The sequence below is a fragment of the Pseudomonas sp. FP2309 genome, assembly GCF_030687575.1.
Lineage (GTDB): Bacteria > Pseudomonadota > Gammaproteobacteria > Pseudomonadales > Pseudomonadaceae > Aquipseudomonas.
The window spans coordinates 2,697,706-2,719,781 of sequence record NZ_CP117439.1; the positions used below are offsets into that span (position 1 = coordinate 2,697,706).

Sequence of the window (22,076 nt, forward strand, 5' to 3'; positions counted from 1 at the left end):
CGGGCTATTTTGGTGCATCTCAATAATCAGAGTAGCCATGGATGAAATACCAACCCTTCAGCCGAACCTTGATTGCCACTGCCCTGGTGTTGACGGTCAGTGGTGTGCATGCCGCTTCCCAGGCCCCGGTGGCCGGTGAAAACGGCATGGTGGTCACGGCACAGCATTTGGCCACTCATGTGGGCGTGGACGTGCTCAAGGCCGGCGGCAACGCGGTGGATGCGGCGGTGGCGGTGGGCTACGCACTGGCGGTGGTCTACCCGGCGGCGGGTAACCTGGGCGGCGGCGGTTTCATGACCGTGCAACTGGCGGACGGGCGCAAGACCTTCCTCGACTTCCGCGAAAAAGCCCCGCTGGCGGCGACCGCCAACATGTACCTGGACAAGGACGGCAACGTCATTGAAGGCCTGAGCGCCAAGGGCCACCTGGCGGTCGGCGTGCCCGGCACGGTCTCCGGCATGGAGCTGGCCCTGAGCAAATACGGCACCCTCAAGCGCGCCCAGGTGATTGCCCCGGCGATCAAGCTGGCGGAAAACGGCTTTGCCCTGGAGCAGGGTGATATCGACCTGCTGCACACCGCCACCGGCGAGTTCGAGAAAGACAAGGACCTGCGCGGCATCTTCCTGCACAACGGCCAGCCGCTGCAGGTCGGCCAGAAGCTGGTGCAGAAGGACCTGGCCAAGACCCTCAAGGAGATCTCCGCCAAGGGCACCGACGGTTTCTATAAAGGCTGGGTGGCCAAGGCATTGGTCGATTCCAGCCAGGCCGGCAAAGGCATCATCACCCAGGCGGACCTCGACACCTACAAGACCCGTGAACTGGCGCCCATCGAGTGTGACTACCGCGGCTACCACGTGGTTTCCGCGCCGCCGCCGAGCTCGGGCGGTGTGGTGATCTGCCAGATCATGAACATCCTCGAAGGCTACCCGATGGCCGAGCTCGGCTACCACTCGGCGCAGGGTCTGCATTATCAGATCGAAGCGATGCGCCACGCCTATGTGGACCGTAACAGCTACCTTGGCGATCCGGATTTCGTGAAGAACCCGATCGCCCACCTGCTGGACAAGGACTACGCCACCAAACTGCGCGCCGCCATCGAACCGCAGAAAGCCGGGGATTCCCAGGCGATCAAACCGGGCGTGTCGCCCCATGAAGGCAACAACACCACGCACTATTCCATCGTCGACAAGTGGGGCAACGCGGTCTCCGTCACGTACACCCTTAACGACTGGTTCGGCGCGGGCGTGATGGCCAGCAAGACCGGGGTGATCCTCAATGACGAAATGGATGATTTCACGGTCAAGGTCGGCGTGCCGAACATGTACGGGCTGGTTCAGGGCGAAGCCAACGCCATCGCCCCTGGCAAGGCGCCGCTGTCGTCGATGAGCCCGACCATCGTGACCAAAGATGGCAAGGCCGTGATGGTGGTGGGCACGCCTGGCGGCAGTCGCATCATTACCGCAACCCTGCTGACGATCCTGAACGTGATCGACTACAAGATGAACATTCAGGAAGCGGTGGACGCGCCGCGTTTCCACCAACAGTGGATGCCGCAAACCACCAACCTGGAAACCTTTGCCGTCAGCCCGGACACCCAGAAAATCCTCGAAAGCTGGGGCCACACGTTTGCAGGGCCGCAGGATGCCAACCACTTGGCGGCGATTCTGGTAGGGGCGCCTTCGTTAGACGGTAAACCGGTGGGTAACAACCGCTTCTACGGCGCGAATGACCCACGGCGCAACACTGGCCTGTCCCTGGGCTACTAACCTCGCCGTCCTGTTATCAGCGGGCTTGCTGTTGGGAGGGAGCCCGCTCACCGCAAGAGCTGTTCTACCGCAGCAAACGCTGCGGCGCGGCGCGCCTCCCAATCTCCGCTGATGACCCGCATGGGCTGGTGGTGCTGTTGCAGCCACGCCAGGCTGTCCTGGAAGAATGCACGCCGGTCCGCCAGTTCCGGTTGGCAACGCTGGCCGTCGGCGGTCCACTCCACCTCTTCGGGCGAGAGCAGCAGGTGCAGGTCGTAATCACGGGCCAGCAGCTCATCGTCGAGCCACGCCGGGTAGTCGCCGAACAGGGTCTGGCTCCACAGCTTGTTGGTGAGCAGGTGAGTGTCGAGGATCAGCAGGTGGGGTTGCGCTGCGCGCGCAGCGTCTTCCCACGCCAGTTGGCCGTGGGCGATGGCGGGGATGTCCGCCAGGCACGTATCGCGCTGATGGTGATCGATAAAGTGCCGAACGTATTCGCCCACCATCAAACCACCGAACTGCGCGTGCAACTCGGCGGCCAGCCAGCTTTTACCGCTGGACTCGGGGCCCGCCAACACCACCACCTTCACGATTGCAGCGCCGGGTCGGCGCGCCATTCGCGCCAGCCTTGCACGGCGATCACGGTGAACAAAGCATAGAGCGCAGCGGTGAGATAGAGGCCTTTATAGAGGAACAGCCCGACGAATATCACGTCGACGACGATCCACAACGGCCAGCACTGCACGCGTTTTTGCGCCATCCACATTTGCGCCACCAGGCTGAAGCCGGTGAGGGCGGCGTCGAGCCACGGTTGGGCGGCGTCGGTCCAGTGGGCCATGGCGGCACCGAGCAACAGGCTGCCCGTTGCGCCGATGGCCAGGCTGGTGATGATCGCCGGCCAACCCAGGCTGCTGACCTGGCGGCCTTGCCTGACCTCGCCGGCGCGGGTCCATTGCCACCAGCCATACAATTGCAGGCCGGCGTAGACCACCTGCAGCAGCATGTCGGAATAGAGTTTCACGTCATAAAACACCCAGGTGTACAACAGCACCATCACCAGGCCGATGGGCCAGCACCAAGGGTTTTGCTTGACCGTCAGCCAGACAGCGATCACCCCCAGGGCAGCGGCGAACAGTTCAAGCCCGGACATGGCGGATCCTTTGGGGAGTGGGAGAGGGCGCTGATTGTAACCAAAGACGGCCTCGTGCAGGCGCCGACTTTGTCGAGACCGGGCTCGCCGCCATGGGCGAACGTGCCGTGGAGAGCGAACTTGCCCCGCGCCGGACTGCGCAGCAGTTCCACAAAAATGCCTTACCGTGCTACTTCCCGGCACCGCTTCACAGCCCGCTCCCGCAGCATCACACCTTGAACTGGCGCAACAACCCATCCAACTGCTCACTCAAACCGCGCAACTGGGCACTGGCCAGGCTCGACTGTTCCGCGGCGACCGCCGTGCTGTGGGACAACCCCGCCGCTTGGGTGACGTTCTGGTTGATGTCTTCCACCACGTGGGCCTGTTGCAGCGTGGCGCTGGCGATCGAGGCGTTCAGGCCGTTGAGGTTGCGCAGCGCCTGGCCGATGGCGTTCAGGCTTTCACCGGCCAGGCCCGCTTGCTCAATGGTCAGTTGCGACGCGCTATGGCTGTCACTGATCACCTTGACCGCAGCTTCCGAGTGGCTTTGCAGGCGCTCAATCATCACCTGGATTTCGGCGGTGGATTTTTGCGTACGCTGGGCCAGCAGACGGACCTCATCGGCCACCACGGCGAACCCGCGACCTTGCTCGCCGGCGCGCGCCGCTTCGATGGCAGCGTTCAGGGCCAGCAGGTTGGTCTGGTCGGCGATGGAGCGGATGACTTCCAGTACACCGCCAATCTGCGTGCTTTCACTGGACAGGGTGCGAATCACTTCCACGGCCTGGCTGATGGTGGTGGAGAGCTGGTCGATCCGTTGCAGGCTGCCGTCGATATTCACCTGGCCTTGCTGGGCCTGGGCTTGGGCTTCGCGCATCTCGCTGGCGGCGTGTTCGGCGTTTTTGGCCACGTCCTGCACGCCGTAGGTCACTTCATTGATGGCGGTGGCCACCAGTTCCATCTGCTGTGACTGCTGCTGGCTGCGGTCATGGGCCTGGCTGGCGTTGGTGCCCAGCTCCGCGGACGACTGGCCCAGGGCGTTGGCGCAGGATTGCAACTGGCTGACCACTTGGCGCAGCTTGGCGGTGAAGCTGTTGAAGTGCTGGGACAGTTGCGTCACTTCGTCACGGCCGTGGGTGTCGAGGCTGCGTGTCAGGTCGCTTTCGCCGCTGGCGATATTGCCCATGGCATTCACCGCTGCCTGCAGCGGACGCACGATGCTGCGGGCGATCAACGACACCAGCAAGCCCATCACCAACGCGATGCCCAGCACGATAAACGACGCTTTCCACACCTGAGCGTTGAATTCGGCCTGCACGTCGTCCACGTAAACGCCGGAGCCGATAATCCAGCCCCAGGGTTCAAACAATTGGATGTATGAGGTCTTGGCGACCGGTGCGTCGGCACCCGGCTTGGGCCAGCGGTAGTTGACGATACCGGCGCCCTTGGCCTTCGCCAGGCTGACGAACTCGTTGAATATGGCAAAGCCGTCAGGGTCGCGAATGGCCGACAGGTTCTGGCCATCCAGTTTGGGGTTGGCCGGGTGCATGACCATCACGGGGGTGAGGTCGTTGATCCAGAAATAGTCGTCATGGTCATAGCGCAAACCGCGCACAGCACTCAGGGCTTGTTTCTGTGCCGCTTCGCGGGTCATCACACCGGTGGTTTCGAGTGAGTGATAAAACGTCAGGATGCCGCTGGCGGTCTGGACCACGTGCTGGGTCTGTTGGCGCTTGGCCTGGTAAAGGTCGTCGTGGATCTGCTTGAGCATCAGCAAACCCAGGGCCATCAGCATCAGCACGGCGACGATCAGGATCAGCCACAGGCGTCGGCTGATCGACATGTTGCGCAAACTGTTCATTCGTCCTGTCACTCCGGGCTTTTATAATTGTGGGCGTTGCATCGACTTTTACGCCTTGTCTGATAGGCTTTCGGCCCGTAATCGTAAAACCTTAGTACTGCTTGATTTTCACAGCATTTTTGCAGGCCGGCGTTGACCGTTATCAACGCCGGCCTTCAGTGCGCTCGTCGTCAGTGAACCATTAAAAAAGACTAACAAGGCATGCCATGGCGCATGACCTTTGGGGGAAGCATGGATTTTTGGACTGCCATTCAGGCATTGATTCTTGGCGTAGTGGAGGGGCTGACCGAGTTCCTGCCGATCTCCAGCACCGGCCACCAGATCATCGTCGCCGATTTGCTCGACTTCGGCGGCGAGCGTGCGATGGCGTTCAACATCATTATCCAGCTTGGCGCCATTTTGGCAGTGGTCTGGGAGTTCCGGCGCAAGATCCTCGACGTCGTGACGGGCTTGCCCACGCAGCGCAATGCCCAGCGTTTCACCGTTAACCTGTTGATCGCGTTCCTGCCGGCCGTGGTGCTGGGGGTGATCTTCGCCGACCTGATCCATCATTACCTGTTTAACCCGATCACTGTGGCCACGGCCCTGGTGGTGGGCGGCATCATCATGCTGTGGGCCGAGCGCCGTGAGCATGAAGTGCATGCTCAGACCGTCGACGACATCACCTGGAAAGACGCGCTCAAGGTGGGCTTTGCCCAGTGTCTGGCGATGATCCCGGGCACCTCGCGCTCCGGCTCGACCATCATTGGCGGCCTGCTGTTCGGCCTCTCGCGCAAGACCGCCACGGAGTTCTCGTTCTTCCTGGCCATGCCTACCATGGTCGGCGCGGCGGTGTACTCGGGCTATAAGTACCGTGACCTGTTCCAACCGGCGGACTTGCCGGTGTTCGCGGTGGGTTTTATCACCTCGTTCATCTTCGCGATGATCGCGGTCAAGGGCCTGCTCAAGTTCATCGCCAGCCATAGCTACGCGGCGTTTGCCTGGTACCGCATCGGGTTTGGCCTGCTGATTCTGGCCACCTGGCAGTTCGGTTGGATCGATTGGGCGGCAGCCAAGGCATGAACATCCAGCATCCGCGCCTGAAGGCCGCAATCTTTGCGCTGCTGTGCACGGCGCCGTTGTTGGGCTCGGTATTGGTGTGGCATCGCGGCGAAACCGTGATGCCGCTGCTGGCTTATGGCGTGGTCAGCGTGATCGCGTTTCTGCTGTACTGGAGCGACAAGCAAAAGGCCCGCACCGACCGTTGGCGCATCCCTGAGAACATCCTGCACGCCGTCGAACTGGCGGGCGGCTGGCCGGGGGCGCTGATCGCCCAGCAGGTGTTCCGGCACAAGACGCGCAAGGTGTCTTACCAGGTGCTGTTCTGGGTGATCGTGTTGCTGCACCAGGTGTTCTGGTTAGACCAGTTGTTCCTGGGCGGCACCGTGTTGTCAGTGCTCTAGCAACAACCCGATCTGCGTGCGTTTGGGCAGCTTGCCCACCACCAGTTGGTGGGAGCGTTGCAACAAACCACGCAGTTCTTCGGCGCCCAGCGGGTAGGGCGTGTTCATGATGATCCACTGCGCGCGAGCCAGGTACGGCGCGGGGTGGATGCCGGGGCGGTCCACATGGCCGAGGAACAGTTCTTTATCGACCTTGAACGCCAGCGACTCGCCGCGCAGGTTCTGCAACGCAAACATCTTGTTGCCGGCAATCGAGAACACGCGCACGCCGCCCCATTTATAGTCTTCCCGCGCGCCGGGCAGGCTGAGGCAGAACGCGGCGACCTGTTCTTCGGTCATCTTCATAGCAGTCGATCTCCGCAGCTTTTAAAGCCCTCTTCCAGGTAATCGATCCAGGCACGAATGGCCGGCAGCACGCCACGCCGGTGCGGGTACACGGCCTGTAACCAGCCGCCCGGCAATGACCAATGCGGCAGCAGTTGCACCAAGCGGCCACTGGCCAGTTCCTCTTCGCAATACATCAGCGGCAGCACGGTAAACCCCAACCCCATGATGGCGCTGGCCTTGCGCACATTGAAATCATCGATGCCCAGGCGCGGTTCCATCACCAGGTCGTGGGGATTGCCCTGAGGGTCGAGCAGGCGCTGGTGCACCATGCGGTCGGCCTCCAGTGCGCCGAGTATCGGCAGTTGCTTGAGGTCGTCGAGGGTATTGATCTGTTTGCCGAGCAGGAACCCCGGGCTGGCCACCAAAGCAGTCTGGGCAGGGCGCAGGCGCTTGGTCACCAGCAGTGGGTCCTCGTCACCCAGCTCGCGCACACGCAAAGCAACGTCGATGCCTTCGGCCACCAGGTCGACCCGGCGGTTGACCAGGGTCATTTCCAACTGAACCTGAGGGTAAGCCGCTAAAAAACCTGCGACCACATCCGGCATGAAGTTTTGTGCCAACCCCACCGGGCACGTCACCCGTAAACGCCCACGGGGTTCACTGGACATACTGGCCACGGCCTCGTCGGCCATCTCGGCCTCCAGCAGCATGGCCTGGCAATGGCGCAGGTAGCGTTCACCGACGGCGGTGAGGGTCAATTGGCGGGTGGTGCGTTGCAACAGGCGCGCGCCCAGGCGCTCTTCCAGCTCGGCGATGCGCCGCGACAGCCGCGACTTGGGAATGCCCATCAGACGCCCGGCAGCGGCAAAACCGCCGGCCTCGACGACTTTGGCGAAATAGTAAAGGTCATTGAGGTCTTGCATGGTCGGCCTATTGTCCTGTCAGTGGGACAAACTATCGCATTTAAGGCGTCTTATCGACCATTGGTTTCATGCGTAGCATCACCGCCATCAGATCGCCCTCGTCGATCCCACCTCGGAGATCCACCATGAAACTGTTGCACATCGATTCCAGCATCCTCGGCGACAACTCGGCTTCCCGCCAGCTCAGCGCTGGTGTTGTGAAAGCCTGGCAAGCGGCTGAGCCGAATGTGGAAGTCACCTATCGCGACCTGGCCAGCGATGCGATCAACCACTTCTCCGGCGCTACCCTGGGTGCATTGGGCACGGCCGCTGAACTGCGTGACGCGGCGCAAAAGCATGAGGCACAGCTGAGTGCGACGTCCCTGGCTGAATTCCTTGCGGCCGATGCCATCGTTGTCGGTGCACCGATGTACAACTTCACCATCCCGACCCAACTCAAAGCCTGGATCGACCGCATCGCGGTCGCCGGCCAGACCTTTCGTTACACCGAAGCGGGCCCGGAAGGGCTGTGCGGTAACAAGAAGGTGATCATTGTCTCCACCGCCGGTGGCATGCACGCCGGTCAAGCGTCCGGCGCGGCCCATGAAGGCTACCTGAAACTGCTGTTTGGCTTCCTTGGCATCACCGATATCGAAATCGTGCGCGCCGAAGGGTTGGCCTATGGTGATGAAGTGCGCAGCAAAGCCATGGACGCCGCCAACGTATTGATTAGCGAACAATTGTTCACCGCTGCGTAAGGCTTATGTAAATTTCAGCTGTTCTCTGTTTCATTCTGAAACCGGGCGCCTAAACTCTGTATTCTGCTCGCCTGAACGCGATCGGAGTACGGAGTTTTTTCGTTTCCCCGCTGTCTGCTCTGATGTGGCCCAGGTTGTGCAAGCATGGGTTCAATACCTGGACTTCTCATTCGACATGTCGGTTCTCACGCAGCAAAGGTGGACGTCCCCATGATGCGTCTTTGGGCTGTTATGGTTCTTTCTCTGCTCGGCAGCCTGGTTTCAGTGCACGCCGCGCCCGCGCCGCCCCCCCATTGGAGCGTGGGTTTTCATCGCATGAGTTTTCTCGACCCGCTGGATCTGCAGCCGATGAAGGCCATCGCGTTCTACCCGTCCACCGACACCGAGCACGCTACGCAACTGGGCCCCTATCACGTTGCCGCCAGCGAAGACGCCAAGATCGCCATCGGGCGGTTCCCGATGCTGATGCTGTCCCACGGCAACACCGGCACGCCCCTGGCGTTGCATGACCTGGCCACATCCCTGGCGCGCAAAGGCTTTGTGGTGGTGGCGGTGTTGCACCCTGGCGACAACTACAAGGACCACAGCCGCCTGGGCACCGTGAGTAACCTGTACGGTCGGCCGATTCAGATTTCCGAAGCGATCACCGCCACTCTGGCCGACCCGATGCTGTCGCCGTTCGTTGACATCGACCAAGTGGGGGTGATCGGCTATTCCGCCGGCGGCGAGACCGCATTGATTCTGGCGGGCGCCAAGCCGGATTTCGATCGCCTGCGTCGCTACTGCCAGGAACGCCCGGAAGACCGCGACGCCTGCACCACCAAAGGCGAGCTGGTGGTGGACCGTGATGACTTGCAGCCGCAATCGGACCCCCGCATTCATGCACTGATGTTGATGGCGCCGCTGAGCCTGATGTTCGGTCGGCATACCCTGGCCGACGTGCACGTGCCGGTGCTGCTCTACAGTGGCGATGGCGACAAACTGGTGGCCGTGGACAAAAACGCCGCAGCCCTTGCGCGCAAACTGCCGCAGCCGCCTGATTTCAAACTGCTGGCCGGGGCTGGGCACTTTGTGTTCATGGCGCCGTGCGACAGTGACCAATTGGCCGCGATGCCGGCGCTTTGCACCGATGCCGACGGCGTCGACCGCGAAGGCATTCACCGCGACCTGGTCTCCGAAGCCGGGCGCTTTTTCGCTCACGCCCTCAGCGAACCTTCCCGCGCCGGCCTGCAGACGGCCGATCAGTAAGCCTGGCGTTTGAGCAGCAAGGTCAGGCCCAGGCCTGTGAGCGACAACAGGGCCGCGCAAAAGAAGATCCAGCCGTAACCGAGGTTCAGCGCCACAAACCCCATCAACGGCCCTGCAATCGCGAGGGCCAGGTCGAAGAACACCGCGTACGCACTCAAACCGGCCCCACGGCTGCTGTTGGGCACTTGCTTGATGGCTTCTACGCCCAGCGCCGGGTACACCAGCGACAAACCAAAGCCGGTCAGCCCGGCGCCGATCAAGGCCACGCCGGTGGTGGGCGCCAGCCAGAGCAGCGTCAAGCCCAGGGTCTCGATCACCATGCAGCCGATGGCCGCGCGAAAGCCACCGAAGCGGCTGATGGCCGAGATAAACACGAGCCGCGCCAGAATAAAACACGCGCCAAACACCGTGAGGCAGTACGCCGCGCCGGCCCAGCCGCGACTGAGGTAATAAAGGGTGATAAAGGTGGTGAGGGTGCCGTAGCCGATCGAGGCCAGGCACAGGCTGGCGCCAAACGGCGCGATACGCCCGAACACCGCCCGGAACGGCAGGCGTTCGCCGCGCACCACGGGCACCGACGGCTTGTTGCGGATCAGCACCAGGCCCAGCCCGGCGAGCACCGCCAGGGCAATGCCCAAGCTGTCGTAGCCATAGTCGGCGACCATCACCACGCCCAGCGGTGCGCCGATCGCGATCGCGCCATAGGAGGCGATGCCATTCCAGGAGATCGAGCGCGCGGTATGCTCGGCACCCACCTGGCCCATGCACCAACTGATGGTGCCCACGCCGATCAAGCCTTGGGCCACGCCGAGCAGCAGCCGGGCGCCGATCAGAACCCCCAGGCTCACCGTGGGCCAGCTCTGCAGCAGGGTCGCGAAAAACGTCAGCACGCCGCTCACCAAAATGCCGGCCAGCCCCATCACGATCGCGCGTTTGGTACCGACGTTGTCCGACATGCGCCCGGCCATCGGGCGACTGAGCAGGGTCGCCAGGTATTGCGAGCCGATGGTGATCCCGGCCACGACCGCGCTGAACCCCAGTTGCTCGTGAACAAAGCCTGGTATGACCGCAATCGGCAGACCGATGCAGATGAAGGCGATGAACGTATAGAACACGATGGAGACAATCTGCAGGGTGATCGACAGGGAGGAGGGGGCGGCGGTCGACATGGGCACTTATTCGCGGGCGGGCGGTGAGGGCATCATGGCAAGGGCCTGGGAGAAAAGGAAGCTGGCTAACGACCTTTAAAACCTTCTGCGTGGGGGAAGGTATCTGCCTGCACATGCAAAAAGCCCCGTCACGCTGGACGGGGCTTTTGCGTGGTGCGGGCGCTGTTTAGAACACGACGCCCTGGCTACGCAGGTAATCGTCGTAGGTGCCGCTGAAGTCGATCACGCCATCGGCGCTCAACTCGATGATGCGTGTGGCCAGGGACGATACGAACTCACGGTCGTGGCTGACGAAGATCAGCGTGCCCGGGTAGTTCTCCAGCGCCAGGTTGAGGGCTTCGATGGATTCCATGTCCAAGTGGTTGGTCGGTTCGTCCATGATCAACACGTTCGGCTTTTGCAGGATCAGCTTGCCGAACAGCATGCGCCCTTGCTCACCACCGGAGATCACTTTGACGGACTTCTGGATCTCGTCGTTGGAGAACAGCATGCGGCCGAGGGTGCCACGGATCACTTGCTCGCCTTGGGCCCACTGGCCCATCCAGTCGAACAGGGTGACGTCGTCTTCGAAGTCGTGGGCGTGGTCCTGGGCGTAGTAGCCAAGTTCCGCGGCGTCGGTCCACTTCACGCTACCGGCATCCGGGGTCAGTTCGTTGACCAGGGTGCGCAGCAGGGTGGTTTTGCCGATGCCGTTCGGGCCGATGATCGCCACGCGTTCGCCGGCTTCAACCTGGAAGCTGAAGTCCTTGAACAGCGTCTTGCCGTCGAAGCCTTTGGCCATGCGTTCGACGATGACTGCCTGGCGGTGCAGCTTCTTGGTTTGCTCGAAGCGGATGAACGGGCTCACGCGGCTCGAAGGCTTGACCTCGGCCAGTTGGATCTTGTCGATCGCTTTGGCGCGGGACGTGGCCTGCTTGGCTTTCGAGGCGTTGGCCGAGAAGCGGCTGACGAAGGATTGCAGTTCGGAGATCTGCGCCTTCTTCTTGGCGTTGTCCGACAGCAGTTGCTCGCGGGACTGGGTCGCCACGGTCATGTATTCGTCGTAGTTGCCCGGGAACAGGCGCAGCTCGCCGTAGTCCAGGTCAGCCATGTGGGTGCACACGCTGTTCAGGAAGTGACGGTCGTGAGAGATGATGATCATCAGGCTGTTACGCTGGGTCAGCACGTTTTCCAGCCAGCGAATGGTGTTGATGTCCAGGTGGTTCGTCGGTTCGTCGAGCAGCAACACTTCCGGGTCCGAGAACAGCGCCTGGGCGAGCAAGACACGCAGTTTCCAGCCTGGGGACACTTCACTCATCGGGCCGAAGTGCTGCTCGATGCCGATACCCAGGCCCAGCAGCAACTCACCGGCACGGGATTCGGCGGTGTAGCCGTCCATTTCAGCGAACTCGGTTTCCAGCTCCGCTACGGCCATGCCGTCTTCTTCGCTCATTTCCGGCAGCGAATAGATGCGGTCGCGCTCGGCCTTGACCTTCCACAGCTCTTCGTGACCCATGATCACGGTGTCGATCACGTTGAATTCTTCGTAGGCGAACTGATCCTGGCGCAGTTTACCCAGGCGCACGTTCGGCTCGAGCATGACTTGGCCGCCGGACGGATCAAGGTCGCCGCCGAGGATTTTCATGAAGGTCGACTTGCCGCAACCGTTGGCACCGATCAAACCATAACGGTTGCCGGCGCCGAACTTGACCGAGACGTTCTCGAAGAGCGGCTTGGCGCCAAACTGCATGGTGATGTTAGCTGTGGAGATCAATTACTTTACCTATCAATGGGTTGCGAGCGTGGCAGCAGGCGCCGTCAGGCATGCATCAACAGCGACATCAAGGTGCGAAACCCGGTCGCTGAGCAAAAAATGGGGATGTGTGTTGGAATTTGGCGCGCATTGTCGCATATGTAGCGCGACAGTTGTATGGCGGACGAAAGATGGCCGGCGAGGGCCTGGGGGGACGCCGGGCGGCAGCGCTATACCTGTCGCTGCACCCCGGCGCTCATTTGTCACCCGCCGCCGCTCAAGCCACCGTTGCACCCCCCACGAAAGAAGGTTTCGCCAAGGTCTCCGGCATCGCCAGCCATAACAGCGCCAATGCGACGGCCGCCACGCCCGCCAGGGTCATAAACGCGGCGTTGTAACCGGCCTGTTGCACCACGAACCCGGCCAGGCTGCTGCTCAGCGCGGCGCCCAGGCCAAACACTGTGGACAATGCCCCAAGGCTGACGTTGAAGCGACCAGTGCCCTGGGTGAGGTCCTTGACGATCACCGGGAACAACGCGCCGAAGATCCCAGCGCCAACGCCGTCGAGCAGTTGTACCGCCACCAGCCAGTAAGGGTCGTTGGACAGGGTGTACAGAACGCCGCGTACCGGCAAAATCATGAACCCCAGCAGCAACAACGGTTTGCGCCCCCACAGATCGGCTTTGAGGCCCACCATCCAGGCCACCGGCACCATCACCAGTTGCGCGGCGACGATGCACGCCGAGGTCAATGGCGTGGCCATCTGCAGGTTGATCTGCGAGAGCTTCTGGCTGACCAGCGGCAACATCGCGGCGTTGGCCAAGTGAAACAACGCGCAGCAAATGGCAAACAGCAGCAGTGGACGGTTCGCCAACAACACCTTGATGCCGGACGGCTGTTCATCTTCGGTGTGATGGGCCGGGTCGAAGCCGCGGGCGACGTCATGGTCTATCGCAGCAGCCGATACGCAACTGATCGCGACGACGCTGGCCACGGCCATAAAGGCCATCAGGTAAAACACCACCACAGGACCGAACAGGTACGCCAGGCCACCCGCCAGCAACGCCGCCACCGCATTGCCTGCGTGGTTGAAGGTTTCGTTGCGCCCGGTGCGGCGGGTAAAGGCGCGCGGCCCGGTGATCCCCAGGGAAATCGCCGAAATCGCCGGGGCGAACACCGAGGCGGCAATGGCGCTGGCGGCCTGGGTTAATGCCACCCAACCGAACGAGCTGACAAACGGCAGTACCAGGCAACTGGCCGTCACCAGCAGCGCCGCCAAGGCGATCACGGCTCGCTTGCTGCGGGTGCGGTCAATCAACGCGCCTGCAGGGCCCTGTGCGACCAAGGCGGCGATGCCGGCCAGGGTCATCACCACGCCGATGCTGGCAGGGTCCCATTGGTGCACGGCCAGCAGGTAAATGGCTAAGTAGGGGCCGAGGCCGTCGCGTACATCGGCCAGGAAGAAATTCAGACTGTCCAGGGACAGCGTATTGCGCAGGTCGGAGTGTGTGGCCACGGCGAGATCTTCGGCGAGTGCGTTCAGGAGCTGAACAGTCAATGGCTAAATGACCTATTGGCCATGCGTTAAGTTTCGCACGGTCCCCGGGGTTTTATTCCGAGGGCACTTGGCTTACTTTCTGAACTTCGCTGTTATCACTTCTGGAGATGCAAATGGACATGCCCTCAGCCCAGCAGGCAATCGCGTGTAACAAGGACGCCTGGGACCAATCCGCCGATCTGCATAAAACTACCGACACCTGGAGCGCGCTGCTCAGAGCGGTCGCAAATCCTGGGTTTTCCTGCCTGGACCCCACCCTTACAGGTGTGCTGCAAGACATCGGCGTCGCCGGCAAGGACGTGGTGCAGTTGTGCTGCAACAACGGCCGGGAGAGTTTGTCGCTGCTGGGGCTCGGCGCACGCTCAGTGGTGGGGGTCGACCAATCTCGGGCGTTTCTTCAGCAGGCCAATGAGCTGGCTGAACGTTCGCCCTACCATCCGGAATTTATCGAGAGCGATATCCATCAGTTGCCGGAACGCTTGCAGGGGCGCTTCGACATTGCCTTGGTGACTATAGGTGTACTTGGCTGGATGCCGGACGTCGCGCTGTTCATGCAGCATGTCGCCAGTTGCTTGAAACCCGGTGGCAGCCTGGTGATGTATGAAACCCACCCGTTCCTTGAGGTGTTCGACCCAAGGGCGCAGAACCCGTTCTTGCCCGCGAGCTCCTATTTTCAGCGCGAGCCGTTTGTGCTCCAGGAGGCCATTGTTTATGAGGGGCAGGCCGAGGTGGCCGGCCCGACATCCTATTGGTTTGTGCATACCCTGGGTGATGTGGTCAGCGCGGCGATCTGCGCCGATCTGCAGATCAGCCATCTGCAAGAGTATGCGCACTCCAATCGCGAGGAACTCTACGATCAATACGAGCATCAGCCGGCGCAATTGCCCCTGTGCTTCACCCTCACGGCCATCAAACAGAGCGCCTGAAACCGGTTTGCGCCGGTTAAAAAAAAGCCCGCAAGGATAGGCGGGCTAAGGGGATTCACTGGAGTAGGTAGGTGTCACCCTATCGCTCCACAAGTGAAGGCCTTGTGAAAAGGGTGTCGATGCTTCGGATGGCGCATGGCTCGTTAACGTCTTACGAATGTGCGCATGGTTTGGCCGGGTCCGGTACTGAACGAGACGGGCCGCGGCATACCTTCATCTGCTGCAATAAACACAAACGTATCCTCGTCAAGGTGATAGCTGGCGGGCAGGTGCTTGCCCGCATCCTCCCCAATGGCGTCCACCCAGGTAATGCGCTTGGGCACGGTGGTGCTGTCCAGGAAAAAACGGCCAGCCAATAACACTTCGCCGTTGACCGTTTTTACCTCGAAGCGGTCGCCGCAAATGCTGGTGATCGCACCGGGGGCGCTGTGGGCATCCGTGGGGTTGAGTACACCGCTGTCTTCGAGCGAGGTTTGCTCCCAGGCACCTTGGAGGGCGAGATAATCCGGATCGGAAATGGATGACATGCAACTTCCTTTTTGCTGAAGGGTCAATCGTTGGTATCTAGGGAAAGTCTGGCGTTTTGAGTCGTCTGAAATTTAGCTGAATGTAGGATTTTTCCTAAATTTTTCGTTTTTTTGGATTTTTTCCCTTTAAAGATAAGCAATTAGTAATACTTGAGCCGTCGTTGGGTAACGTCTTGTAACGAACCGTCTATGCTCTGTGTGTCTATCAGCCATGGCATCCGTGTAACTGAAGTGAAACATTTAGCTGCTTAGGTGTGATTGCTCGGTGAGACGAGGGGTCGTTGCTAACCGCGGGTCACGCATGCCGTGCGCCTGGACGCTGCCCCCTGTTTATTCAGTTGTTATCCAGGTCTGTGTGGTCGGGCACTGAATTTCAACTCATCGGGGTGTAATCGCTTTGAACAATGCTCCTCAGTTGCATCGCCATTTGCCGGCGGACGAGATCGATCTATTTGAGTTGTTTCAAGCTGTCTGGAATCAAAAAAAGTGGGTGATCGGTTGCACGATCCTGGCTGGCCTGCTGGGCCTTGGTTACGTGCTTCTGACCCCCAGGGTGTATCAGGTCAGCAGCGTGCTGCGGCCTGCCGCGATCAATGAGTTGGACGCGCTCAACCGTTCCGAAGTATACAAGCTGCCGCCCGGCGAGGCGTTGGCCAAAGTCGGTGCTCAGTTGGACTCCTATGAGGCCCGGATGGGCTTTTTCAAGGCCAACCCAGCGTTGTTCGAAGCCTTCCAGCGCCCTGGGCAAAGCCTCGAACAGAGCTTTGATGACTTCAACCGCAACTCAATCAACGTGGTGTTGCCGGACCCGAAGCGGTCCGAGTCACCCGATAGCTACTTGCGCCTGGAGATGCAGTACCCCGCCAATGTCGATGGCGCGGCGATCCTCAACGGCTTTGTTGACTATGCCATTGTGCTGCAGCGCGCCCAAGTGGAGGCTGACCTCAAGGTCATCGTCAATAACCGTCTTAACGAACTCAGAGGCAAGATCGACGCCGCGCGCGCCAATTACAAGACGGACAAAGAGTCAAAAATCGCCAGGCTGCTTGAGGCGGACAGTGTCACGCGCGCCAGACTGCAGGACGAACTCACTGCGCTGCGCTTGCAGATGAAAGTGGAGCGTGCCGACCGCCTGGCGGAATTGACTGAAGCGATCACGATTGCCAAGTCTATCGGCATCAAAGCACCCACCACACCGTCTGCGATGGGCGCGGGCGCACTTCGTGGCTCCAGCCAGGTGCTGCAAGTGAGTAACCAGAAAATCCCTCTGTATTTCATGGGCTCAGACGCTCTTGAAGCCGAGCGGGCAGCGTTACAGCGACGGACCAACGATGACTTCACCAATCCGCGGGTGGCAGAGATTGGCAAAGAGCTACGTATGCTTGATGTCAATCGCCAAGTGGAAGTACTCAACAGTCGCCAGAATGAAGATGTGTTCCTGCAGGACGTCGAACCGTTACGGGCTGAAGAGGCCCGTTTGCGGGCACTCAATATCGACATGAGCGCCCTGAAACTGGTGACCGTTGACCAGCCTGCACAGGAACCGTTGGCGCCGATCAAGCCGAAAAAGGTCTTGATCATTGCCTTGAGCCTGGTGGGCGGCTTGATGCTTGGTGTGTTGCTGGCGTTGATTCGCCATTTCGTGCGGCTACGCCGTGAAAATGGGCCGTTTTCGCTGATCGACGATCGTCCTGCACCACAGCGGTAGGCCGGGCCAGAGCCCTCGCAGACCCATTACCCGCCGAGCGCGCCTCAGTGCGCGCTCAACACAATCAGTAGACAGCTTTTCACAATTCTTGATTAACTTTTGGTTACAAACTGTGGCTAAATAACTGCCAATGGTCACGAACCGGCTGTCAGGCAGCCGTTCGTGACGGCGGTGTGAATTGTGATTTCAGGTGCTGCATTCCATCCTCGGCCGTCGTGGGCACGCGGGAGCAGCCTGTTCTCTTCTGACGTGTGACGAAATCCCTTGAAACTCATCATTGTTGCTCTCTACCTTGCCTCCATTGCGTATGTTCACCTGCGTGGCCGGGTGCGACACACGCTGGGCCGGCAACTCAGCGATCATTCGACGTTCCTGGCGCCGATCAACTGCTTCCTCTATCTGTTTTCCAAACTGCCTGGCCGGCCCTATCTGTCGCCGGCTGATTTTCCGGACCTGAGCCCATTGCAAGAGCATTGGGAGGAAATCCGTCAGGAAGGCCAGAACCTGATGCAGGCCGGGGCGATCAAGCGCTCGGAGCAGTACAACGACGTGGGTTTCAACTCGTTTTTCAAGTCGGGCTGGAAGCGTTTCTACCTTAAGTGGTATGGCGACAGCCACCCGTCTGCCATGAAGTTGTGCCCGCGGACCACGCAGTTGGTGCAAAGCATCGGTTCGATCAAGGCGGCGATGTTCGCCGAGTTGCCGCCCGGCTCCAGGCTGGTACGCCATCGCGATCCGTACGCCGGGTCCTACCGCTATCACCTGGGCCTGGATACCCCGAATGATCCCGGCTGCTACATCAACGTGGACGGCGAAAACTATTACTGGCGTGACGGTGAGCCGGTGATGTTCGACGAGACCTACATCCACTTCGCCGAGAACACCACACAGCACAACCGGATCATTCTGTTTTGCGACGTCGAACGCCCGATGAAATACCGCTGGGCGGCAGCCTTCAATCGCTGGTTCAGCCGCACCGTCATGGCTGCCGCTGGATCGCCCAACGATGAGGGCGACAGGACCGGCGCGCTTAACCGTGCGTTTACCCGTCTGTACAAGATTCGCTTGCGCGGTAAAGAACTCAAGAAGCGCAACCGCACCCGTTACTACCTGGAGAAATGGGCGATTTTCGCCGCGCTGGCGCTGATCTTCGTGTTGATCTAAAGGCGGCTGGGGCGCCGCTCATTGCGGAGGTTGCGCGCCCAGCTTGTCCCACATTTTTTTGCTGATCTTCTGCCGATGGGCATAACCGGCCCACGGGTCGTCCTTGAGCCCCTGTAAGCGTTGCTGCAGGTTGGCCACCGTCCACTGCTGCGCGCCGCGCAACCCCTTCAACTCCTCGCGGCTGACCGGTACCGACACCGGCAGCCCTGGCCGTGCGCGCACCGAATAGGCGGCCACGGTACTGGCGCCGCGGGCATTGCGCAGGTAATCGATAAAAATTTTACCGACCCGGTTTTTCGGCCCGGACGTGGCGGTAAAGCGTTCGGGCAGTTGCTGCGTCATGAACTGCGCGATGGCTTTGGCGAAGGCTTTTACCGTGTCCCAGTCATCGCGCCGCGCCAGTGGCACCACCAGATGCAAGCCTTTACCGCCGCTGGTCTTGACGAACGCCTCAAGCCCCAGGTCATCGAGTACCGATAAGGTGAGTTGAGCCGCCTCCAGCATGCTTTTCCAGGGCAGCACCGGGTCCGGGTCGAGGTCGAGCACAAACAGGTCCGGGGTGTCGATCTTGTCGTACGTGGCCCCCCAGGTATGCAACTCGATGGTGCCCATCTGCACGGCGCCGAGCAGGGCCTGGGCGCTGCCGATTTCCATCAAGCGTGCGTGGCCGGGGTCGAGCGCCGGGTCCAGTTGAGTGATATGGGGAATGGACAGGCGCTCGGTGTGTTTCTGAAAGAACTGCTCGCCCTCGACGCCTTCGGGCGCCCTCAGCAGGGACACCGGTCGTTGGCGCAGAAAAGGCAGGATCCAGTCGCTGATGGCCTGGTAAAACTGCGCCAGCGCCTGCTTTTGCGTACCGCTTTGTTTGTCGATGATTCGCTCGGGGTGCGTGATCGTCACACCACCGGTGGCTTTTTTTGTGGCTGGCGTGTTCAGGGACTTCGCTTTGCGCGGCTGCTCATGCACGATCTGCGCGGCGGGTTTGTCGGTGCGCATACTCACGAAAGCAGCCTGACGCACCACGCCTTCGCGGGTCCACTCGGCAAACTGCACCTCAACGACCAGTGTCGGCTCCACCCAATGCACACCGCGCGCCTGGGTGCTGGTCAGGGTTTTTTGCAGGGGCGACGTCTCGCGTTCCAGCGTCCGGAGTTGCTTGTAGATACTGGCCAGGGACGCGTGGTCGAACCCCGTGCCCACGCGGCCGGCATACACCAGCCCGCTGTCGTCATTGACGGCCAGCAGCAACGCGCCAAACCCGGTGCGCGAGCCTTGGGGGCGGGTGTAGCCGACGATGACGAACTCCTGGCGCAAGCGACATTTGAGTTTTATCCAATCGGTACTGCGACTGGACACATAGGGGCTGCCCAGGCGTTTACCGATGACGCCTTCCAGGGCCAGGTCGCAGGCGCTTTCAAAGATGTCGCGATGATGCGCCGCGAAGGCTTCAGAAAAGCGCAGCAGCTTGCTTTTACTGGCGCTCAGCGCAGCCTTGAGCGCCGCCCGGCGTTCTTCGACAGGCCTCTGGCGCATGTCCTGGCCCTTCAGAAACGGCGCGTCAAACACGTAATAAACGATGTCCAGGCTGCGGCCGATGTCGAACGCACTTTGCAGCGCCTGGAAATCCGGCAAGCCCTCGCCGTTGAGGCTGACCACTTCGCCATCGAGCCAGCTGTCCTTGAGTTTGAGCGCTTGCAGCGCCTTTGCCTGGCGCGGCAAGCGCTCGGTCCAGTCGTGGCCGTTGCGGGTAAACAGGCGCACCTCGCCGTCGCGAATGCGCGCCAGCATGCGGTAACCGTCGAACTTGATTTCATATTGCCAATCGCCTTCAGGAGGGCGGTCTACAAGGGTGGCCAATTGTGGGCTGAATTGCTCGGGGAGGGCGGTCGCGGCAGGCTTGGCCTTTGCCACCTTTGCGGCTTTCTTTCGCCCCTTTGGCGCGCCGATGGTGGCATCGCTGAGCACGCTGTCCGGTTGGGCCTGCACGATGTCATAGTCGTCGGCGGGACGTGCCTGTTCGTCTTTTTCCTTGATCAGTAACCATTGTTCCTTGTCACCGCTGCCGCGTAAGCGGGTACGCACGAGCGCCCAGTCCCCCGCGAGTTTCTCGCCTACCAGGCTGAACTTGAGCTTGCCGGCGGCGTAGGCCTGATGAGGATCGTCGTGGGGTTGCCACACGCCTCGGTCCCAGACGATTACGTCACCGGCACCGTATTGGCCAGGCGGGATGCTGCCTTCGAAACTGCCATAGCTCAGCGGGTGGTCTTCCACATGCACCGCCAGGCGTTTCTGGCTGGGGTCCAGGCTCGGGCCTTTGGGCACGGCCCAGCTTTTGAGCACACCGTCGAGCTCCAGGCGAAAGTCGTAGTGCAGGTTGCGCGCAGCGTGTTTCTGGATCACGAACGACAGTGCTGACGCCTTATGCTTGCGGGCGGGCGCGCTGCCGGACGGTTCGGCGGTGATCTCGAAGTCACGTTTGCGGTTGTATTCGCTCAGGGGCTTGGCCATGGGTTTCTCCAGCATGCGACGGGCTCAAGAGGCCTTTTTGGTGGATTTTTTCGAGGCGGTTTTTTTCGCGGCGGGCTTGCCGGCCAGGCTGCGCTTGAGCAACTCGGTGAGGTCAATCACATCGGCCGACTTGCGCTCGTCGCTGCCTTCCTGGGATTCCACGTCTTCGATCTTGCCGGCTTTGGCCTTCTTGGCCACCAGGGCCATGATTTTGTCCTGGAAGGTGTCGCGGTAGTCATCGGGCTGCCAGTCGGCGCTCATGTCTTCCACCAGACGCTTGGCCATGTCCAACTCGCCTTTGGCCAGGCTGGGCTTGGTGACGTCGCTGCCCAGTTCCAGCTCATCCAGGCTGCGCACCTCGGCGGGCCAGCGCAGCATGACCAGCACCAGCGCCGATTCCAGCGGCATCAAGGCGGCCAAATGCTGTTTGGTGTGCAGCACCACATTGGCCAGGGCGACCTTGCGGGTTTTCTTGAGGGTTTCGCGCAGTAGCGCATAGACCTTGCCGCCGCGTTTATCCGGGGCCAGAAAGTAGGGGGTATCGATGTTCTGCAATGGGATCTGGTCGCCGGCGACAAAGGCGATGATGTCGATGGTCTGGGTCGATTTGGGGTGCGCCGAGCGAATCTCGTCCTCGCTGAGCACCACGTAGCGGCCTTTCTCAAAGGCCACACCCTTGACGATGTTTTCTTTGGTGACTTCCTTGCCGGTGGTCTTGTTGATGCGTTTGTAGCCCACCGGGTCCATGCTGCGCTTGTCCAGCCAGTCAAAGTCGACGCCTTGTGCCGACGTCGCTGAGACCAGCGATACCGGAATATGAACCAAACCGAAGCTGATCGCGCCTTTCCAGATTGCCCGTGGCATATGTGAAATTCCTCAAGAAGTCCCAGTGTTCTGGTGACTCGAAGGCTGCGCGAAAAGTTTCCCCGGACGGATGCGCGGACAGATCGTGTTACACCTGCTGAGGAAGTATTTAGTTACCAACGCCGAACCCCTGGCGTAGCGTGTTATCGAAAGCACGTACTCCTCGCCGTGAGAGGCTTTGCCATGAACACTTGTATACGCCACATGGCTGCGTTGATGCTGGGCCTGGCCCTGGGTCCATTCGCTCAGGCGCAGAACCTGCCCGGCAACAACTCCAACAACGGAGCGATTCATCGCGCCAACCCCAATAGCATGCAGGGCACCCAGCCCAATGCGCCGGCAACGCGTGGCATTCAGACCGGGCCCACCCCGCGCACGCCGACCCTGGAAAACGGTGGTATCGGCAATCGCTATCCGCAGCGCAACGCCACCCCGAGCCGTCCGGCCACCGAGACCAAAGCCCCCACTTATGATGCCAACGGCAATCGCCGGTAAGGACTCGTCT

Annotated in this window: 20 protein-coding genes; 9 read left to right on the forward strand and 11 right to left on the reverse strand. The window is 60.9% G+C overall.

The genetic code is table 11. The annotated features are described in order from the left end of the window. The first annotated feature begins 41 nt into the window (after positions 1 to 41). On the forward strand, positions 42 to 1,766 hold the full coding sequence (gene ggt, locus PSH59_RS12275; protein WP_248078794.1) for a gamma-glutamyltransferase: 1,725 nt from the start codon (positions 42 to 44) through the stop codon (positions 1,764 to 1,766). Positions 1,767 to 1,813: 47 nt separating this feature from the next. On the opposite strand, the gene PSH59_RS12280 is transcribed toward ggt, so the two are convergent. The 3 genes from PSH59_RS12280 to PSH59_RS12290 all read right to left on the reverse strand — a co-directional run bounded on the left by PSH59_RS12280 (position 1,814) and on the right by PSH59_RS12290 (position 4,738). Beyond that, on the reverse strand, positions 1,814 to 2,335 hold the full coding sequence (locus PSH59_RS12280; RefSeq protein WP_248078797.1) for an AAA family ATPase: 522 nt from the start codon (positions 2,333 to 2,335) through the stop codon (positions 1,814 to 1,816). Next, on the reverse strand, positions 2,332 to 2,895 hold the full coding sequence (gene pnuC / locus PSH59_RS12285; protein WP_305395188.1) for a nicotinamide riboside transporter PnuC: 564 nt from the start codon (positions 2,893 to 2,895) through the stop codon (positions 2,332 to 2,334). Before pnuC ends, PSH59_RS12280 begins: the two co-directional genes overlap by 4 nt. A gap of 208 nt (positions 2,896 to 3,103) precedes the next feature. Continuing rightward, positions 3,104 to 4,738 carry a methyl-accepting chemotaxis protein gene (locus tag PSH59_RS12290; RefSeq protein ID WP_248078804.1) on the reverse strand — a complete coding sequence of 545 codons (1,635 nt, stop codon included), beginning with the start codon at positions 4,736 to 4,738 and terminating at the stop codon, positions 3,104 to 3,106. A 231-nt stretch (positions 4,739 to 4,969) separates the two neighbouring features. Between PSH59_RS12290 and PSH59_RS12295 the strand changes: the two genes are divergently transcribed. Then, positions 4,970 to 5,800, forward strand: a complete 831-nt coding sequence (locus tag PSH59_RS12295; protein ID WP_248078807.1) for an undecaprenyl-diphosphate phosphatase — start codon at positions 4,970 to 4,972, stop codon at positions 5,798 to 5,800. Further along, positions 5,797 to 6,180, forward strand: coding sequence for a DUF1294 domain-containing protein (locus tag PSH59_RS12300; protein ID WP_248078809.1), 384 nt, complete (start codon positions 5,797 to 5,799; stop codon positions 6,178 to 6,180). Before PSH59_RS12295 ends, PSH59_RS12300 begins: the two co-directional genes overlap by 4 nt. Here PSH59_RS12300 and PSH59_RS12305 read toward each other — a convergent pair. Then, entirely contained in the window at positions 6,169 to 6,525 is a 357-nt protein-coding gene (locus tag PSH59_RS12305; RefSeq protein ID WP_248078811.1) for an MmcQ/YjbR family DNA-binding protein, read from the reverse strand. The genes PSH59_RS12300 and PSH59_RS12305 overlap by 12 nt on opposite strands. After that, positions 6,522 to 7,430 carry a LysR substrate-binding domain-containing protein gene (locus PSH59_RS12310; RefSeq protein WP_248078813.1) on the reverse strand — a complete coding sequence of 303 codons (909 nt, stop codon included), beginning with the start codon at positions 7,428 to 7,430 and terminating at the stop codon, positions 6,522 to 6,524. The genes PSH59_RS12305 and PSH59_RS12310 overlap by 4 nt, the downstream gene beginning before the upstream one ends. A gap of 125 nt (positions 7,431 to 7,555) precedes the next feature. Here PSH59_RS12310 and PSH59_RS12315 point away from each other — a divergent pair, with 125 nt between their 5' ends. After that, positions 7,556 to 8,167 carry an FMN-dependent NADH-azoreductase gene (locus tag PSH59_RS12315; protein ID WP_305395189.1) on the forward strand — a complete coding sequence of 204 codons (612 nt, stop codon included), beginning with the start codon at positions 7,556 to 7,558 and terminating at the stop codon, positions 8,165 to 8,167. Between the two features lie 210 nt (positions 8,168 to 8,377). After that, the gene (locus tag PSH59_RS12320; protein ID WP_248078819.1) at positions 8,378 to 9,415 is read left to right on the forward strand and encodes a dienelactone hydrolase; all 1,038 of its coding nucleotides are present in this window, start codon (positions 8,378 to 8,380) and stop codon (positions 9,413 to 9,415) included. Here the strand turns inward: PSH59_RS12320 and PSH59_RS12325 are convergent. The 3 genes from PSH59_RS12325 to PSH59_RS12335 form a co-directional block, all read right to left on the reverse strand. Further along, positions 9,409 to 10,584 carry an MFS transporter gene (locus tag PSH59_RS12325; protein WP_305395190.1) on the reverse strand — a complete coding sequence of 392 codons (1,176 nt, stop codon included), beginning with the start codon at positions 10,582 to 10,584 and terminating at the stop codon, positions 9,409 to 9,411. The genes PSH59_RS12320 and PSH59_RS12325 overlap by 7 nt on opposite strands. Before the next feature lie 166 nt (positions 10,585 to 10,750). Then, positions 10,751 to 12,337: an ABC-F family ATPase gene (locus PSH59_RS12330; RefSeq protein WP_248078825.1), complete on the reverse strand. Its 1,587-nt coding sequence runs from the start codon at positions 12,335 to 12,337 to the stop codon at positions 10,751 to 10,753. A gap of 256 nt (positions 12,338 to 12,593) precedes the next feature. Next, positions 12,594 to 13,832 carry an MFS transporter gene (locus PSH59_RS12335; protein ID WP_305395191.1) on the reverse strand — a complete coding sequence of 413 codons (1,239 nt, stop codon included), beginning with the start codon at positions 13,830 to 13,832 and terminating at the stop codon, positions 12,594 to 12,596. 155 nt (positions 13,833 to 13,987) lie between these two features. On the opposite strand from PSH59_RS12335, the gene PSH59_RS12340 reads away from it, so the two are divergent. Beyond that, complete coding sequence (locus tag PSH59_RS12340) at positions 13,988 to 14,800, forward strand: bifunctional 2-polyprenyl-6-hydroxyphenol methylase/3-demethylubiquinol 3-O-methyltransferase UbiG (RefSeq protein WP_305395192.1); 813 nt, start codon at positions 13,988 to 13,990, stop codon at positions 14,798 to 14,800. A 143-nt stretch (positions 14,801 to 14,943) separates the two neighbouring features. On the opposite strand, the gene PSH59_RS12345 is transcribed toward PSH59_RS12340, so the two are convergent. Next, positions 14,944 to 15,327 (reverse strand): TIGR03067 domain-containing protein, encoded by a 384-nt coding sequence (locus tag PSH59_RS12345; RefSeq protein WP_248078834.1) that lies wholly within the window; start codon positions 15,325 to 15,327, stop codon positions 14,944 to 14,946. Positions 15,328 to 15,724: 397 nt separating this feature from the next. Here PSH59_RS12345 and PSH59_RS12350 point away from each other — a divergent pair, with 397 nt between their 5' ends. Both PSH59_RS12350 and lpxO read left to right on the forward strand, forming a co-directional pair. Then, positions 15,725 to 17,035 carry a Wzz/FepE/Etk N-terminal domain-containing protein gene (locus PSH59_RS12350; RefSeq protein WP_305395193.1) on the forward strand — a complete coding sequence of 437 codons (1,311 nt, stop codon included), beginning with the start codon at positions 15,725 to 15,727 and terminating at the stop codon, positions 17,033 to 17,035. A 264-nt stretch (positions 17,036 to 17,299) separates the two neighbouring features. After that, positions 17,300 to 18,199 carry a lipid A hydroxylase LpxO gene (gene lpxO / locus PSH59_RS12355; protein WP_305395194.1) on the forward strand — a complete coding sequence of 300 codons (900 nt, stop codon included), beginning with the start codon at positions 17,300 to 17,302 and terminating at the stop codon, positions 18,197 to 18,199. Positions 18,200 to 18,217: 18 nt separating this feature from the next. Here lpxO and ligD read toward each other — a convergent pair whose 3' ends face one another. After that, a complete protein-coding gene (gene ligD, locus PSH59_RS12360) occupies positions 18,218 to 20,707 on the reverse strand; it encodes a DNA ligase D (protein ID WP_305395195.1) in 2,490 nt (829 codons plus the stop codon). A 24-nt stretch (positions 20,708 to 20,731) separates the two neighbouring features. Next, positions 20,732 to 21,571 (reverse strand): Ku protein, encoded by an 840-nt coding sequence (locus tag PSH59_RS12365; protein WP_305395196.1) that lies wholly within the window; start codon positions 21,569 to 21,571, stop codon positions 20,732 to 20,734. Positions 21,572 to 21,754: 183 nt separating this feature from the next. Between PSH59_RS12365 and PSH59_RS12370 the strand changes: the two genes are divergently transcribed. Then, positions 21,755 to 22,066: a hypothetical protein gene (locus tag PSH59_RS12370; protein ID WP_305395197.1), complete on the forward strand. Its 312-nt coding sequence runs from the start codon at positions 21,755 to 21,757 to the stop codon at positions 22,064 to 22,066. Positions 22,067 to 22,076: the final 10 nt, after the last annotated feature.

Bases quoted from the DNA above. Each gene is read 5' to 3' on its own strand.
- ggt (WP_248078794.1), top strand. From the start codon at position 42: ATGAAATACCAACCCTTCAGCCGAACCTTGATTGCCACTGCCCTGGTG.
- PSH59_RS12290 (WP_248078804.1), bottom strand. From the start codon at position 4,738: ATGAACAGTTTGCGCAACATGTCGATCAGCCGACGCCTGTGGCTGATC.
- PSH59_RS12315 (WP_305395189.1), top strand. From the start codon at position 7,556: ATGAAACTGTTGCACATCGATTCCAGCATCCTCGGCGACAACTCGGCT.
- PSH59_RS12295 (WP_248078807.1), top strand. From the start codon at position 4,970: ATGGATTTTTGGACTGCCATTCAGGCATTGATTCTTGGCGTAGTGGAG.
- PSH59_RS12340 (WP_305395192.1), top strand. From the start codon at position 13,988: ATGGACATGCCCTCAGCCCAGCAGGCAATCGCGTGTAACAAGGACGCC.
- PSH59_RS12365 (WP_305395196.1), bottom strand. From the start codon at position 21,571: ATGCCACGGGCAATCTGGAAAGGCGCGATCAGCTTCGGTTTGGTTCAT.
- PSH59_RS12300 (WP_248078809.1), top strand. From the start codon at position 5,797: ATGAACATCCAGCATCCGCGCCTGAAGGCCGCAATCTTTGCGCTGCTG.
- pnuC (WP_305395188.1), bottom strand. From the start codon at position 2,895: ATGTCCGGGCTTGAACTGTTCGCCGCTGCCCTGGGGGTGATCGCTGTC.
- PSH59_RS12320 (WP_248078819.1), top strand. From the start codon at position 8,378: ATGATGCGTCTTTGGGCTGTTATGGTTCTTTCTCTGCTCGGCAGCCTG.
- PSH59_RS12325 (WP_305395190.1), bottom strand. From the start codon at position 10,584: ATGTCGACCGCCGCCCCCTCCTCCCTGTCGATCACCCTGCAGATTGTC.
- ligD (WP_305395195.1), bottom strand. From the start codon at position 20,707: ATGGCCAAGCCCCTGAGCGAATACAACCGCAAACGTGACTTCGAGATC.
- PSH59_RS12310 (WP_248078813.1), bottom strand. From the start codon at position 7,430: ATGCAAGACCTCAATGACCTTTACTATTTCGCCAAAGTCGTCGAGGCC.
- PSH59_RS12345 (WP_248078834.1), bottom strand. From the start codon at position 15,327: ATGTCATCCATTTCCGATCCGGATTATCTCGCCCTCCAAGGTGCCTGG.
- PSH59_RS12370 (WP_305395197.1), top strand. From the start codon at position 21,755: ATGAACACTTGTATACGCCACATGGCTGCGTTGATGCTGGGCCTGGCC.
- PSH59_RS12305 (WP_248078811.1), bottom strand. From the start codon at position 6,525: ATGAAGATGACCGAAGAACAGGTCGCCGCGTTCTGCCTCAGCCTGCCC.